This window comes from uncultured Lactobacillus sp. (assembly GCF_945290125.1).
Taxonomy (GTDB): Bacteria; Bacillota; Bacilli; order Lactobacillales; family Lactobacillaceae; genus Lactobacillus; species Lactobacillus rizhaonensis.
Window position 1 is genome coordinate 1 of the sequence record NZ_CALYQV010000044.1, and the last position, 15,527, is coordinate 15,527.

The 15,527-nt window shown below is 38.0% G+C and carries 15 protein-coding genes and 1 riboswitch; of the genes, 4 read left to right on the top strand and 11 right to left on the bottom strand.

The window, feature by feature from the left end; translation table 11 throughout:
* The 3 genes from Q0K80_RS07680 to Q0K80_RS07690 form a co-directional block, all read left to right on the top strand.
* Positions 1–206 (top strand): hypothetical protein (locus Q0K80_RS07680; RefSeq protein WP_294605054.1); only part of this gene is annotated, 206 nt, incomplete at its 5' end.
* 8 nt (positions 207–214) lie between these two features.
* Positions 215–736 carry a hypothetical protein gene (locus Q0K80_RS07685; RefSeq protein ID WP_294605056.1) on the top strand — a complete coding sequence of 174 codons (522 nt, stop codon included), beginning with the start codon at positions 215–217 and terminating at the stop codon, positions 734–736.
* A gap of 338 nt (positions 737–1,074) precedes the next feature.
* On the top strand, positions 1,075–2,463 hold the full coding sequence (locus Q0K80_RS07690; protein ID WP_294605058.1) for an SLAP domain-containing protein: 1,389 nt from the start codon (positions 1,075–1,077) through the stop codon (positions 2,461–2,463).
* Between the two features lie 89 nt (positions 2,464–2,552).
* Here the strand turns inward: Q0K80_RS07690 and glmU are convergent, their stop codons facing one another.
* The 11 genes from glmU to trpS all read right to left on the bottom strand — a co-directional run bounded on the left by glmU (position 2,553) and on the right by trpS (position 14,674).
* Complete coding sequence (gene glmU / locus Q0K80_RS07695) at positions 2,553–3,938, bottom strand: bifunctional UDP-N-acetylglucosamine diphosphorylase/glucosamine-1-phosphate N-acetyltransferase GlmU (RefSeq protein ID WP_294605061.1); 1,386 nt, start codon at positions 3,936–3,938, stop codon at positions 2,553–2,555.
* A gap of 63 nt (positions 3,939–4,001) precedes the next feature.
* Complete coding sequence (purR, locus tag Q0K80_RS07700) at positions 4,002–4,832, bottom strand: pur operon repressor (RefSeq protein ID WP_294605063.1); 831 nt, start codon at positions 4,830–4,832, stop codon at positions 4,002–4,004.
* 122 nt (positions 4,833–4,954) lie between these two features.
* Entirely contained in the window at positions 4,955–5,200 is a 246-nt protein-coding gene (locus Q0K80_RS07705) for a Veg family protein (RefSeq protein ID WP_034978009.1), read from the bottom strand.
* Between the two features lie 84 nt (positions 5,201–5,284).
* Entirely contained in the window at positions 5,285–6,178 is an 894-nt protein-coding gene (gene rsmA / locus Q0K80_RS07710) for a 16S rRNA (adenine(1518)-N(6)/adenine(1519)-N(6))-dimethyltransferase RsmA (RefSeq protein ID WP_294605071.1), read from the bottom strand.
* Positions 6,168–6,734 carry a ribonuclease M5 gene (rnmV, locus tag Q0K80_RS07715; RefSeq protein WP_294605073.1) on the bottom strand — a complete coding sequence of 189 codons (567 nt, stop codon included), beginning with the start codon at positions 6,732–6,734 and terminating at the stop codon, positions 6,168–6,170. The genes rsmA and rnmV overlap by 11 nt, the downstream gene beginning before the upstream one ends.
* Positions 6,721–7,488: a TatD family hydrolase gene (locus Q0K80_RS07720; protein ID WP_294605076.1), complete on the bottom strand. Its 768-nt coding sequence runs from the start codon at positions 7,486–7,488 to the stop codon at positions 6,721–6,723. The genes rnmV and Q0K80_RS07720 overlap by 14 nt, the downstream gene beginning before the upstream one ends.
* The gene (metG, locus tag Q0K80_RS07725) at positions 7,488–9,464 is read right to left on the bottom strand and encodes a methionine--tRNA ligase (protein WP_294605079.1); all 1,977 of its coding nucleotides are present in this window, start codon (positions 9,462–9,464) and stop codon (positions 7,488–7,490) included. The genes Q0K80_RS07720 and metG overlap by 1 nt, the downstream gene beginning before the upstream one ends.
* A gap of 116 nt (positions 9,465–9,580) precedes the next feature.
* Positions 9,581–12,271 (bottom strand): magnesium-translocating P-type ATPase, encoded by a 2,691-nt coding sequence (gene mgtA, locus Q0K80_RS07730; protein WP_294605082.1) that lies wholly within the window; start codon positions 12,269–12,271, stop codon positions 9,581–9,583.
* An 89-nt stretch (positions 12,272–12,360) separates the two neighbouring features.
* Positions 12,361–12,527: riboswitch (M-box (ykoK) riboswitch) on the bottom strand.
* Positions 12,528–12,584: 57 nt separating this feature from the next.
* Positions 12,585–13,133 carry a TPM domain-containing protein gene (locus Q0K80_RS07735; protein WP_294605094.1) on the bottom strand — a complete coding sequence of 183 codons (549 nt, stop codon included), beginning with the start codon at positions 13,131–13,133 and terminating at the stop codon, positions 12,585–12,587.
* A 37-nt stretch (positions 13,134–13,170) separates the two neighbouring features.
* On the bottom strand, positions 13,171–13,650 hold the full coding sequence (locus Q0K80_RS07740; RefSeq protein WP_294605085.1) for a deaminase: 480 nt from the start codon (positions 13,648–13,650) through the stop codon (positions 13,171–13,173).
* Positions 13,651–13,654: 4 nt separating this feature from the next.
* Positions 13,655–14,674, bottom strand: a complete 1,020-nt coding sequence (gene trpS, locus Q0K80_RS07745; protein WP_294605087.1) for a tryptophan--tRNA ligase — start codon at positions 14,672–14,674, stop codon at positions 13,655–13,657.
* Between the two features lie 87 nt (positions 14,675–14,761).
* Here trpS and Q0K80_RS07750 point away from each other — a divergent pair, with 87 nt between their 5' ends.
* The gene (locus tag Q0K80_RS07750; protein WP_294605089.1) at positions 14,762–15,367 is read left to right on the top strand and encodes an SOS response-associated peptidase family protein; all 606 of its coding nucleotides are present in this window, start codon (positions 14,762–14,764) and stop codon (positions 15,365–15,367) included.
* The last annotated feature ends 160 nt before the right edge of the window (positions 15,368–15,527 follow it).

A 15,527-nucleotide genomic window follows, 5' to 3' on the forward strand; every position in this document is an offset into this window, starting at 1 on the left:
CAATTGATGATGCATACAAACAAAGCTACCAAGATATCGAAAGCGCTGTAGCAAGTGCCGACATTCCAGAAGATGCTGATATTGGGCAAAACATTGATAGTCTGTTAGCTAAGCCTGAAACTGGCACTGAACCAGAATGGTTCAATGATGAACAAAATAATGCTCTTAAGGGCGCTGAAGGAGTAACGATGCATTCAGTAAATTAAAGGACAAGTTGAAAGATAAGCTGTCACCAGAATTGCTAGATCGTATTGACGAGCAAATTAAAGCTATTACTAATGCTACTGATATCCAGACTACCAGCGCTGCTTATGATGAGGCTATGACCATCATTAACAAGGAAAATGCCAAAGCTGATATTGATGAGAAAGCTGCAAAAGTAACTGCAGAAATCGATAGCAACGATAAATTAGCTGCTGAGACAAAGAACAGGCTTAAACAGCAAATTAAAAATGATAGCCAGAAAGCCAAGGATAAAATTGATGCTGTTAATGCTCCTAAAGGTGATACTTCCAAGAAGAAAGAACAGATTGAAAAAATCAAAGATACTGCTAAAGCCGATATCACTAGTGCTGGTAATGCCGCTAAGAATGAATCTATTAGTTCGCTTAGAGCAGACGCAAACAATGAATTAGCTGCTAAATATCAAAAAGCGGTTGCCGAACTAAAAGAAAACTTGGCGAAAATGCTGACACCACCAATGTTGATAAGGCATACCACGAACACTCACAGATAAATGGTGACTCAATTGAAGATATCACTGCAGCTAAGATTGCAGCTGAAAAAGAAATAGCTAAGGGATCAGTAGCTGACACTGCTGCCAACGCTAAAAACCAAGTTGATAAATTAAAGCATCAAGATGGCAGCGATTATACTGATACCGAAAAGCAGGCAATTAAAGATTACATTGATCAAAAAGCGGCTGAGGTCAACAACAATCATACTGGCACCATAGATCAGGCTCAAGATTCTGCTGGCGTAGAAAAAGCCAGAAAAGAAGCTGTCGAGCAAATAAACAATATCATTGTTGCTGATAGTAAGGAACTGGATGATATTTTAAATAGCAGCATTACAGTGCTAAAAGAAAGACTAAAAGCTGCCTATGATTCATCTGTTAAACTTCTCAAAGACAGATTCAAAGATAAAGCAGATACGACCAGCATTGATAAAGCATATGAAAGTGCCAAAGATGCTCTCAATAATTCTGCTAACGCAGATAAGCTGGCCGCAACGGAGTTAACTGGAGAAAAAGAAATAGCTGCTGGGGCACTGGTAGAAGCACAAAAAGCAGCTACCAGTGAAATTCAGTCATCCAGCAAATACACAGAACAGGAAAAGAAAGCTATTATTAACCAAATTGATGCAGATATGACCAAAGCAAACGATACTATCACACAGCCTGAGGTGAATGACAGTGAAACAATTGCCAAATTACGTGATGATGCTATTAAGCAAATGTATCTTAATGCTACGGATTCTGCCACTATTGACCATATTCTTCATGATATTAATCACGAAAATGATCATAGCTCTATCAGTCATTTTATTCCTGCCCCAACTGACAATAAGCCTGTTCACACTGCTAACAAGGAAGAAAATGAGTCTAAACTTGATTTAACCAGTAGTGAAGAATTAACTTTAATGCACAACGCTTACCTTTACGACGAAACTGGCAAACGTGCTAATAAGATTATTCTTGGTGCCGGCTCAATCATTACTTCATACGGCATCAAAGAGATTAACGGGCAGAGCTATTACGTCTTGGTTGATAAAGGCAATAAGAATAAAATTTACTATGTTGCTCGAGGTAATGTTGTCCCTACTAGTCAGAAATTAAGACATAATGCTTATGTTTATAATAAACACGGCAATCGTGTAAAGAAAGCCGGTGTGTTAAAGAAAGGTAACGACATAAAGACCTATGGCAATGCAGTCACAATTCGGGGTAAAAAATATTACATTATTGCCCAAAACCGCTTTGTTAAGGCCGCAAATATTGCTTTTCAAAAAGCCGCTAGTGCAGCTCCGATCAACAAAATCGTAACGGAAAATGCGCAATTAGCAGCTGAAAAAACTATTATGCACAATTCATTTCTATATGACCAAAACGGTAAACGTGCTAATAAACTAATAATTCTTGCAGGCTCGATTATCAAAAATATTAACAAGCAGGTAATTAATGGCCAGTCATTCTATAAATTAGAAGATGGTTTATATATTGCTGCTGCTAACATTGATGCTAAAAGGCTTAAATTAAGGCATAGTGCTTATGTTTACAGCCAACATGGTAATCGAATTAGCAAAAAAGTTTTAAGGAAACAGCAAGTAATTAAAACTTATGGCAGTCCTGTCAAAATTAACCACGAAAAATACTTTATTATTGCTAAAAACTTTATTATTGCTAAAAATAAGTTTGTTAAAGAAACTAATTTTAAAATAATTAGGTGTAGCTTACTAAAATAGCTCTTGAGTTTAAAGAACTCAGGAGCTATTTTTTAGTTATTATGCATAATTGAATAGAGCTGAAAATTAATTTCAGCTCTATTTTATATTTATTTCCAGTTAGGATCGTTAGACAGGGGCAATTTATGCCAGTAATCAGGCTTATTTACCTGTCGGCCACGCGCAATCGCCATATCGTATTTAGCTACATCTTTAGTAATTGTTGAATCTGCTGCTACAAAAGCATGATCAGCGATATTAACCGGTGCCACTAAAGTAGCACCTGAACCAATAAATGCATGATCACCAACATTAGTGTGATTTTTTTTAACACCATCATAATTGGCAAAGATAGTACCACAACCAACATTAACATCTTTACCTAATGTGGCATCACCAACATAAGTTAAATGACCAACTTTAGAGTTTTCTCCAATCTCGGCATTTTTAATTTCTACAAAATTGCCGATGTGGGCTCCCTTTTTAATAATAGCCTGTGGCCGCAAATGCGAGTTTGGCCCAACATCTGAAAAATCATCCATTTCCGCTTGCTCAAGCGTGGATGAAGTAACAGTGACATTATTGCCAATTTTTGAACCTACAATTCTTGATCCAGAGGTAATTACACAATTATTGCCAATCTCGGTATTACCTTTGATAACTACATTACCCTCAATTATAGTATCACAACTTATTTTAACATCCAAATCTACATATGCCGTCTCTGGATCAATAAAAGTAACACCGTTAGCCATGTGCTTTTCATTGATTCTCTTCTGCATAGTTTTAGTAGCCTGCGCTAATGCCATGCGATCATTGACCCCAAGGCTTTCACTGAAATCGGGCATTCTATATGCACCAATTCTTTCACCTTGATTGCGCAATATTTCCAATACATCAGTTAAATAGTATTCTCCTTGTGCATTATGATTGTTAACCTGCTTTAATGCGCTAAATAGTTTTTGATTGTCAAAGCAAAAAACACCAGTATTAATTTCGTCAGTTTCCAATTCTTCTGCTGTGCCATCTTTTTGCTCAACTATTCTTAAGACGTTATCCTGGTCATCCCTTATAATACGGCCATAACCAAAAGGATTAGGTGCTTGGGCAGTTAAAACTGTAGCTGCATTGCCCTTACTTTGGTGGTAATCAAATAATTTTTGAAAAGTTTGACTCGTAAATAATGGCGTATCGCCAGTAATTACTAGAGTAGCACCATTTTCCGCTGCCAACTTATTCGCAGCAGTTAAAACAGCATCACCAGTGCCAAGTTGTTTTTTCTGTAGCACAAACTCAGATTTACCGGCAAGGACTTTTTTAACTTCTTCAGCGCCATTACCAACAATCGTAACTATTTTATCCGGTTCAGTGGCCTGAGCAGCTTCGACCACATATTCAACCATTGTTTTCCCACATATTTTGTTCAAAACTTTGCATGATTTTGACTTCATACGTGTTCCTTTGCCAGCCGCTAGAACAATTACAAACTTTTTCATAGATTTTCAGCCTCTTTTATATTCTTAAATTACTATTTACATTTTATTATACTGTCTGAAAAACTAAAAGTTGCCAAAATCTGTATGAGCAATCAATGAACCCGGCTCCGCCATGATAACTTTCCTCTTATCATCTATTTTTTTAATTTTTACTAAAGAAAGATGACCTTCAATTAGTTTAACATCGTCAAAGTCTGCTTCACATAAAACGCAAATGCCAGCAATGTTGCCATTAAATTCTTTTACCAGTTGCTGCATTCCCGTCAATGTACCGCCAGCCATCATATAATCATCTATCAGCAGTACATTTGAATTTTCTTTTAACACCCTTGTGGGCAACTCCATTTTAGAAACTCGATCAAGTGAAGAAGAAATATAATTTACCGAAACTGTTGCTCCCTCAGTTACTTTCGAGCGCTTACGAGCAATGATAAACGGTACATTTAAATAGCGTGCGACCGCCTGAGCCAAAGCAATGCCCTTGGTTTCGATAGTCATCACAATATCAATATTAGAATATGCATACCTGGTAGCAATCAATTTACCAATCTTTTCCAGGTCTTGTGGGTTACCAATAATATCAGACAGGTAAACGAATCCTCCAGCTAAAATACGGTCAGGATCCTCAATGCGACTGGCCAATTCATTTAAATATTTTTGCGCATGCTTTTTACCCCAAAAAGGAATATAACGCACACCCCCAGCTGCACCTGCGACAGTTTCTAAAATTCCGTCTTGATTACTTGCTAAAGTGTGCTTCAAGATTGCCAGGTCTTCAGAAATTGAAGATTTGGCTGCACCATATCTTTTTGCAAAAAATGGCAGCGGAATTAAGTCATGTGGTCGTTCCATTAAATATTTAGTCATATCAACTAATCTCTCTGAACGTTTCATAGAAATTACCTCCTATTGTTTGTCTTTTGCCAGTTACTACTATACACTCAACCATAAAAAAAGGCACTAACATTTTACCAAATGTTATTGCCAAAAAGTAATCTTAAGATGACGCCTTAATCTTATTGCACAGCGTTATCAAATTTTAATGTAATATTTTTGGTTAACAAATCTGTGTAACTATAAGAAACATGTTCAAAGTTATTTGAATCCTGGTCTAAATCAACTACAAAAACTGCCGGAAAAGTGTTCTTCAAAATTCCACGTCTTTTAGTTACTTTCTTACGTCCAGCTCTTGCAACTACAGTTAATGAATCACCTAAATGTGAATCAAGCTTACTCTTAATGGTCATAATAGATGTTGGCAATGAAAACAACTCCTTTGGGTTGTATTGTACCACTTTATTATTATTTTTTCAATTCTTTTTAAAAACTACCCCAGAATATTTTCGTCAATTTTTAACCGGCACACTGTGTGCAATTTCAACAAATTGTTCTAGTGTCAGTTGTTCTGGACGAATTCGTGAATCGACACCCAAAGATTTAATCAAAGCCAAGCGTTGTTTTTCATCTGGCAGAAGAACTTTTAAGTTATTATTTAATGTTTTACGTCTTTGAGCAAAACACATTTTTACTATCCGGTTAAAGTGTTCAAGGTTATCTATATCAGATTTATTCACTGCCACTAAAGGTTTTAAAACTACGACGCTTGAGTCAACCTTGGGCTGGGGTATAAATGAGCTGCTTTTAACAGTCATATAAGGCTGCACACTCATTTCGGCTTGAACCGCGATTGTTAAAGGCCCATATTCCTTTGTTCCGACATGGGCATGCAAACGGTCTGCCACTTCTTTTTGCATCATCAAGGTTAAACTGGTAAATTTCAGTTGAGAATTATTAAGAAAGAAAATGATTGGAGTTGTAATGTAATAAGGTAAATTGGCAACAACTTTGATCGGTTTATCTAAATCAAAAAAGTCAACTAGATCGACTGCAAAATCAGCCTTTAAAATATCTTTCATTTTTAATTTAAAGCATTGATCCAAAGGTTTACCATTTATTTTTGCGGGTAGTTCATTATGCAACACTTCTGGGAGATTTTCATCAACTTCATAAGCAAAAACTTTAGCTCCGGCGTTGAGCAGTTGCTCAGTCAAAGAACCAATTCCTGGCCCAATTTCAATCACCTGATCACCGGGTTTAATTGCAGCAGCTTGAACTATACCTTGAAGTACATCCAAGTCAACCAAAAAATTTTGACCCAAGCTTTTCTTAGCTTTCATAAAATAGCGGTTTATAATTGCTTGAGTTCTAACTGGAGAGCCAATAGGAATCTCAGTGTTCATTTTTAACCTCCTTGACAGCCCGTGTAAGTTCCACAAGTGAAATACCAAAAGTCTGTAAACGTTGGTAGAATTGTTTACCATTGCCATAGCCAACGCGCAGCTTAATCCCAACTTGCTCCCGCAATTTGCGTGAATTAGGACCACTGGCTAAACCCAGTTCCTGGTATTTTTTCCTAGTCAAATCACTGTTGGGCAACTTCTTTTCATGTAAAGCACTTAATGCTTTTACCAGAGCTTCTTTTGATGCATGTTCGACGCCAAGTGAACCCTTTTTATGAGGCTCACCCTCTTTACGTGTTATAAAAGCCTGTTTAGCGGTTGGCACTGCTTTAGTAACTATACGTCTTATTCGCTCGCCATTTAAATCTGGATCTGTCAGGACAATAATTTCTCTTTTATGAGCTAGTTCCTGCAACTCAGTAAGCACTGTATCAGGAACATCAGAACCATTTGTTTCAATAGTTTCAATTCCGGGGAAAAACTGCTTAAGGCGAATAGTATCGTCTTTTCCCTCAACGACAACAACGGCATTAAATTGTTTTTTAGTTAAGACCATAGACCCTCATCGTATTCGCATATGTTGCCTGAGCAACTTTTTCTAACGGAAGATCCTTTAATTCCGCAATAGCACGAGCTACGTAATAAACATTACCCGGTTCATTTTGCCGGCCGCGATATGGTTTAGGAGTTAAATATGGAGCATCAGTTTCCACCAACAATCGCTCTAAAGGTGTCTTTCTGGCCGCTTCATGTACTTCGGTTGCTTTAGTAAATGAAACAACACCAGAATAAGAAAAATATACATTTAAATCCAAGAATTTAGTCAGCCATGAAACATCACCATTAAAGCTGTGCAAAATTGCACCGTACTCTAAATTACTGTTTTTTAATATCTGATAGCAATCGCCAAAAGCATCCCTCGTATGAATATCAACCGGTTTTTTCAATTCATGGGCCAGTTCAACCTGTCTGGCAAAAACCTCTCTTTGTTTGTCACGCGGAGATTCATCCCAATAGTAATCTAGTCCTACTTCACCTAAGGCCACTACCCCAGGAAGTTGCAGTTGTTCAATTAGCAAGTCTTCTGCTTTTTGGTTATAATCTTTGGCCACGTCAGGACAATAACCCACCATCGCAGAGACTTGAGTAAAACGCTGGCTTAAATCAATCGCGCGTTTGTTAAATTCAGGATCCTGTCCTGCACAAATTATTTTGGTCACACCCAATTTTTGTGCCCGATCAAGGTAAAACTTTTCTTTACCCCGAAAGGATTCATCTTGTAAATGAGTATGGTTATCAATTAATTCCATTAACTTAATTGCGCCCCAACTGCATGTTCATCACCAACCAAGGCTAATTTAACTTCTCCATTTTTCTCACTGGACAAAAGCATACCTTGACTCAAATGACCTAACATCTTGCGTGGCTTAAGGTTGGTTACTGCCAAAACCTTTTTGCCAAGTAATTCACTGGCATTAGGATAATATTGCCTAATACCACTTAAAATCTGTCTTTCATCACCATTACCAAAGTCCATTTGGAACTGGAGCAATTTCTTAGAACCTTGAACCGGCTCAACAGATAAAATTTTACCGACTTGAATTTTGACCTTAGCAAAATCGTCTATGGATATTTCCTTATCCTTACCTTGTTCGCTGCGGCTTTCCTTCTTTGGCTTAGCTTTAGCCATCTCGTCTTTAATGTATTTAATTTCCTCTTTAGGTTCAACTCGTGGAAAAATTGGTTTAGGATCGCTGATAACCTTAGTCTTCCAAGCGCAGTTACCAAATTCAAGTTGCTTGTGCTCATCATTGTCCCAGTCAAGACCTAATTGTCTGAACATTTCTACTGGAGTCCTGGTCATAATTGGAGCAATTAACAAAGCAATGATACGTAGGCTTTCTGCCAGGTTTGACATTACACGCGCTACATCTGCAGCTTTACTCTCCTTATTTAATTTCCAAGGCATAGTTTCATCAATATACTTATTAGCACGATTAATAAACTTCCAGATATCTTCAATTGCCTGGGTAAAGTGCAAAGTATCCATTTCTTTTTTGTAGTTGGCAATAACGTCTACCGCCATTTGAGCTAAATCCTTGCCTAAGTTATCCTGCTCTTGGGCAACTGGTTCAACTTTTCCGTTTTGATATTGATTGATCATGGAAACAGTTCTGTTGAGCAGGTTGCCTAAGTCGTTAGCCAAGTCATAGTTAACGCGCTCAACGAAATCTTCTGGCGTAAAGACACCATCAGAGCCAAATGGCAAAGCACGCATTAAGTAGTAACGCAATGCATCCACGCCATAACGGTTAATAATAGATTCAGGATAAACCGCGTTACCTTTCGACTTGGACATCTTGCCGTCCTTCATCAAAACCCAGCCGTGACCAATGACATGCTTAGGTAATGGCAAACCTAAAGCCATCAACATAATCGGCCAGTATATGGTGTGGAAACGAACAATTTCTTTACCTACCAAGTGAATATCAGCCGGCCAGTATTTTTTAAATAAAGAATCATCATCTGAGCCATAGCCCAATGCAGTAATATAGTTAGATAAAGCATCTATCCAAACATAAACAACATGTTTAGGATCACTTGGAACAGGAATACCCCAGGAAACAGTCGTTCTGGTAACAGATAAATCTTCCAGACCAGGCTTTATGAAATTGTTGACCATTTCCTTTTCGCGAGAATGAGGCAAAATAAAATCAGGATGATCTTGGTAGTACTGATAAAGCCTGTCTGCGTATTTACTCATCTTGAAAAAGTATGATGGTTCTTTAACCAATTGGACTTCATGACCGGATGGCGCCTTACCACCGATTACATTACCATCATCATCTTTATAAACTTCAGCCAGTTGCGATTCTGTGAAATACTCTTCATCTTCTACAGAATACCAGCCTGTATATTCGCCCAGATAAATATCATCTTGCTTTAACAGCTGCTCAAAAATCTTTTGGACGCCTTTAACGTGTTCTTTATCAGTAGTCCGAATAAATTTATCGTATGAAATATCAAGGCTTTGCCACAACTTTTTATAAATGGCCACCATTTTATCTACAAACTCTTGCGGTTTAACCCCTTGCTTTTCAGCTTTTTGTTCAATTTTTAATCCGTGCTCATCAGTACCAGTTAAAAAGAAAGTGTCGTAGCCTTGGCTGCGCTTGTAGCGTGCCATTACATCAGCTGCGATTGTGGTATAAGCATTACCGATAGTCAATCGACCGGATGGATAGTAGATTGGTGTTGTGATATAAAAAGTTTTTTTATCAGCCATATTCATTTTCTCCTTAATTTTTGCTTAATTATACTATATTATACTACACTAACAAAAAAGCGAATTCCTTACGGAGTTCTCTTTTTTAGTAGATATTTAGTATTCTGTACTTATTTTTAGATTAAAAATTTTTCACTCTTTAAATAGAAATACTTAACAACTGTAGTCAATAATATATATAGAACAAGTATACCGAATACTACCCACATAAATTCAATTGGCATCTTGCCAAAGCCCAGTTTTGTTGCCAAGAATGAAAATGGAATCAAAGTTCCAATTACACCAGCACCAAATGTAGCCAGGGTAACTCCCGGTGCAGCGTGCTGCTTAATAAATGGTAAGCGCGGATCACGCAAAGCGTGAATAACCATTTCCTGAGTCCAAAGTGATTCAATAAACCAGCCAGTGTGAAAAAGAGCGACAAATGCAACCTGTTGTGTTGCTCCCAGGGTGCTGTAATTGCCACCTGTCAATTGTGGGCAGATTACAAAGAATAGCAACGCGAAAGTCAAAATATCGAAGACGGATGAAGTTGGACCAAAGTAAAACATAAATTTAGGCAACTTCTTGGTTGACCATGTTCGTGGTTCTTTTAAGAACTTGTCAGACATATCATCAAATGGCAGAGCCAAGCAACTAGTGCCGTAGAGTAAGTCTAAAACCAAAAGTTGCAGTGGCAGCATTGGCAAGAATGGTAAGAATGAAGAAGCTACCATAATTGATAAAATATTACCAAAATTGGAAGAAAGTGTAATCTTTATATACTTCATAGTATTGCCAAATACTTTTCGACCGATTCTCACGCCTTCTTCTAGTACATTCAAATCTTTATGCAGCAGAATAATATCAGCAGATTCCTTAGCAATATCAACAGCGGTATCAACAGAAATTGAGACATCAGCTGCTTTCATTGCTGGGGCGTCGTTGATACCATCACCCATATAGCCTACAGTATGACCATTTTGCTTTAACAGATTAATAATTTTGGTTTTATCTTCCGGTGATAATTTGACAAAAATATTGCATTCTTCCACCATTTTTGCCAACTCTTCAGGCTTCTTGCCTTCAAGATCTGCACCTGAATAAACTGTATCGACATTTAAACCAACTTGTAAGCCAACAGTTCTGGTAACAGCCTCGTTATCTCCTGTTAAAATTTTAACGTTGATACCATCATACTTTAGACGAGCTAAAGCGTCTTTGGCACTCTCTTTAGGGGGATCAAGGAAAGCAAGATAGCCGCAAAGAATAAGGTCATTTTCATCTTTTACTGAAAATTCTCCGACAGGTGCAGGATTACGTTTGTATCCCAGCATGATCACGCGCAAGCCATCATCATTCATGTCATTTACTTTAGCCATTACTTTTTGCTTACGTTCAGGTGTTAAAGGTAAAATCTGACCGTCAACTTCAAGCTTAGTAGCAACAGCCATCATTTCTTCTGAAGCACCTTTAGTTACTAACAGGTGTTCGCCGTGCTGTTCATCAGCGTTTTCCACCACCACGCTCATGCGCCTTCTGGAAAAGTCAAATGGAATTTCATCAATCTTATTGTAATCACGCTGAATTTCACTGATATCCAGTTCATCCCCAGCAGCTTCAATGATTGCTTTGTCAATTAGGTTTTTCATCCCCGTTTGGTAATTGGAATTAAGATAACCTAACTCTAAAATCCGCGGATTTTCCTGTAAATTTAAATCATAATGACGCTCCAGAACTACTTTGTCTTGAGTCAGCGTCCCGGTTTTATCAGTACATAAAATATCAGCTGAGCCAAAGTTTTGAATTGAATTCACCTTTTTAACAATCGTGCCCTTTTTGGACATTTCGATTGAGCCCTTCACCAGATTGGTAGTTACAATTACAGGTAGCATTTCAGGTGTTAGGCCGACTGCGGTAGCAATTGAAAAGATTAGAGCATTAACCCAATCGCCCTTAGTAATACCATTGATAATGAAAACTAAAGGTGCGATGATGGCAGTCATAATTATTAATAATCTGGAAACATTTTTGATACCAACATCAAAAGTCGTGTTTTTAACATCGTGATGTGAAATATCATGAGCCAATTTGCCGAATATGGTTCTTTCACCAGTCGCAAAAACAATTCCTAAGCCCGAACCGGAAACGATTGTTGTACCTTCATATAAAATATTAGGATAATCCAGATAATCACGGTCCGCCCCGATTTTTGGCTTGGCAGTAGCGATTTTCTCTACCGGATTTGATTCACCATTTAAAGAACTGGAAGAACAAAAGAGGTCCTTACTGGTTAAAAGGCGCATATCTGCCGGTACCATGTCGCCTGCAGCTAACCGAATCACATCACCTACAACCACTTCACTGGTATCAATTTCCTGGTCTTTACCATCGCGAATAATATCTGTAGTAACAGAAACAAGCTTAAGTAAGGAATCCACAGCATTAGATGACCGGACGTTTTGCACAAAGCTGGTTATTCCGGAAATCAAAACCATCGTGACCATAATTGCTACAGTAGTTAGGTCCTTTTCGCCAGCAGGCACAAAAATATAGTCAGTAAATAAAGACAACGTGGCTAAGACCAGCAATACTAAAGTAAAAGGAGTGATGAAGGCTTCCGCCAAAAAGCGGAGTTTAGAATTATGTCTATTTGTAGCAATAGTATTAGAACCATATTCCTCCCGGTTTTTTTCAGCTTGCTCGCTAGTTAAACCATCACTGCTTGCATGCAGTCTTGCTAAAGTCTCTGATCTGCTTTCTTTAGCTATTGCTTTTACCAGTTCTAAGTCTTTATTGCTAGTAGTACCATTTGGTTTTTTCAGCATTTTCCCCACTCTCCTCATCACAGAACTAATTCAAACAAACTAAAAAAGGGCCACCTAGCTAACCGCTTGGCGTCCCTTTTCAACAGGTATTATTATACTCATCGTTCAGTTTTAACACTACGTGACGTAAGCTTGTGCTGCTAGCTATCTGGTTTGCGCCTTATATCGACGAAAACTATTTGACCCGTTGGCATCTCTGGATGTTTCCGGGCGATAGCATTTGTTCACGTAGGAGTCTCACCTAACAGTTTACTTGTTCTTATTTAATTTGCACTGTGAGTTTAATACATAACACATGATAAAGTCAACATTTTTACCTTTTTATGTTCAAATTATTTTTAAAAAAGTAAACTAAGCCGCTGATTACTAGTGCCAAGGCTAAAGCGATAGGTAAAGCCAGCTTATGAGGGTGGGAAAGTTGCGCGCGCTCATCACTGGACAAGTCATATTTATCAAGTGAATATTGGTAACGCTGGTCAATGGTAGTGGCACATGCCCTAAAAACAAAGCGTAATCCTTCATTAAATTTCTTTTTATTATTACTACGCAATTTGTCAGATTGAGACCGAATTATATTTGTCCGGACGTCAGCAGAAAACGCACTGTGGAGATCTTTACTGGAATATATCTGCACGTTACGCTTCTTGTTTTTAGTACCCACAACGATAAAAACTGTCCGTTTATATTTATTTAATTTGGTGGGCGTTAAATGGTCGACCCGGTTCACCGTTTTGACAATGATTTGTGGTTGCTCACTAGTTTGAAGATACCGGTCATTTTTGGCCAAAATCAATTTACTGGTTTCACGCTCGAGCAAATTACTGTTATCTTTGATGTTGGGACTTGAAAAGCCCGTCAGCATCAGAAAAATACCGACTAAAGCCGCAAATAACGCTAATTTAGTTTTCAGCTTCTTCCAACTTATGGGCCAATTGCTCCACATATTGCCGATCGATTTTAATTTGTTCATAAGGAACCCCACAGTCTTTAAAAAGTTTAATCACCAGCGGACTGTCATTGTAATCAAAATAATAATTGATTTTTTTAACTCCAGCCTGCACTATAGCTTTAGCACAATTATAACAGGGAAAGTGTGTAACATAAATTTCAGTATTATCGGTTGAAACACCGTTACGTGCACACTGAATAAGTGAATTCATTTCAGAATGAATTGTCCGCACGCAGTGGCCGTCAATTAATTGATGACCTACATCATCGCAATGAGGCTGTCCCGTAACAGAACCGTTATAACCGGTCCCAATAATACGATTCTCTCTTACTAAAACACTACCAACCAAAGCCCGGTCACATGTTGAACGCTGGGCAATCACTAAGGCCTGCATCATAAAGTACTGTTTCCAGGGTATTCGCTTACGCATTTTTTTACCTCTTGAAATAATTCAAACCGATTGCGTCTCGTACCTCTTGTAAGGTTTGATCAGCTACTTCGTTTGCTTTTTTAGAGCCCTCAATCAGCATATCATAAACAGCAGATATATTCTGTTCGTATTTAGCGCGCCGCTCACGTATTGGGGCCAGTTCTTTTTCCAACACCGTATTTAAGTAACGCTTAATTTTAACGTCACCCAAGCCGCCTTTTTGGTAATCTGCCTTTAATTGCGCTACCTTATCCTTGTCAGGATCAAAAATGTCAAGGTAGGTAAAGACAGTATTGCCCTCTACTTTACCTGGATCTTCAACATGGATGTGCTGGGGATCAGTATACATTGACATTACTTTTTGTTCAACGGTCTTGGCGTCATCAGACAAATAAATAGCATTATTTAAGGATTTGGACATTTTGGCATTACCATCTAGACCCGGCAAGCGTCCCTCACCTTTTTCCGGGAAGTAGCCTTTAGGTTCTACTAAAACATTGCAATTATAGACACGATTAAAAGTCCGCACAATTTCACGTGCTTGTTCTAGCATGGGCTCCTGGTCATCTCCAACTGGTACCAAAGTTGCCTTAAAGGCTGTAATATCAGCCGCCTGTGATACTGGATAATTTAAAAAGCCTACAGGAATAGAATCATTAAAACCTTTTTGCTTGATCTCGGCTTTAACAGTCGGATTACGCTCCAAGCGGCTGACTGTAACTAAGTCCATATAATAGGCTGTCAGTTCAAACAAGGCAGGTATTTGAGATTGAACGAAAACTGTTGAAACTTGAGGATCTATCCCCACTGCCAAATAGTCTAGTGCTACTTGAATTAAACTTTTTTGAATCTTTTCAGGATTACGGGCATTATCAGTTAAAGCCTGGGTATCAGCAATCATGATAAATGGGTGATATTCACCCGAATTTTGCAATTTTACCCTATTCTTTAATGAACCAATGTAATGACCCACATGCAACTTTCCCGTTGGTCGATCACCTGTCAGGATAATTTTCTTTTTCAATTTAGTTTTCCTTCCTTAAATAATTAAAATCTTTTTAATATAATAATTCTACCAAAAATCAAGCAATGATTAAACACGGAGGAAAAAATGTGTAATCAATTTCAACTGCCAAGTTTGGCTGAAATTAAAAAATACTTAGCAAACGACTTAAACTTGCCTTTAATAGAACCCGCAAGTAACTTACCCCAAAATCAGAACATTTTCCCACAAGGAATTGCTCCTGTACTTGTATATTCGGATAATCAATTACAGTTACTGCCTAAATCCTGGGGTTATCCCAGTCCATTCGACCACAAACAAGTGGTTTTTAATGCCCGGGTTGAACGCTTCTTTGAAGAAAAAAGATCAATGTGGGATTCTTCTTTTGCCAAATTTCGCTGCATTATTGTTGCCAAGCAATTTTTTGAATCCAGTCATGAAACCTATCTGGGGGAAAATAACCATAGTTATCACGAACGCTTCAGTTTTAAAAATGCGAATGCCGCACTGACATTAATAGCTGGAATCTATCAAAAAGACCATTTTTCAATGGTAACTACTAAGCCTAACGCGTCCTATGCCCAAATTCATGACCGTATGCCCCTAGTTATTCAAGCAGATGAATTGCGCCAATGGCTGTTTCAAAACTTCTCATCATTAGTTGATCGCAGCCAGTTAAAACTTGATTCTGTCAAAATGCCCCATAGAAAGTAATTACTCTTAAATTTTTCTATCACCTATTATTACGTATTATTACGCAAATAAGGCTAAAACGCGCGAAAATATTAAAAGCTTTAGCTGCATTTTCATCTAGCTAGTTTTTAAAAATCAAAAAACAAAACTTGGTTTCGCAAGCGAAACATGGTAAACTGTT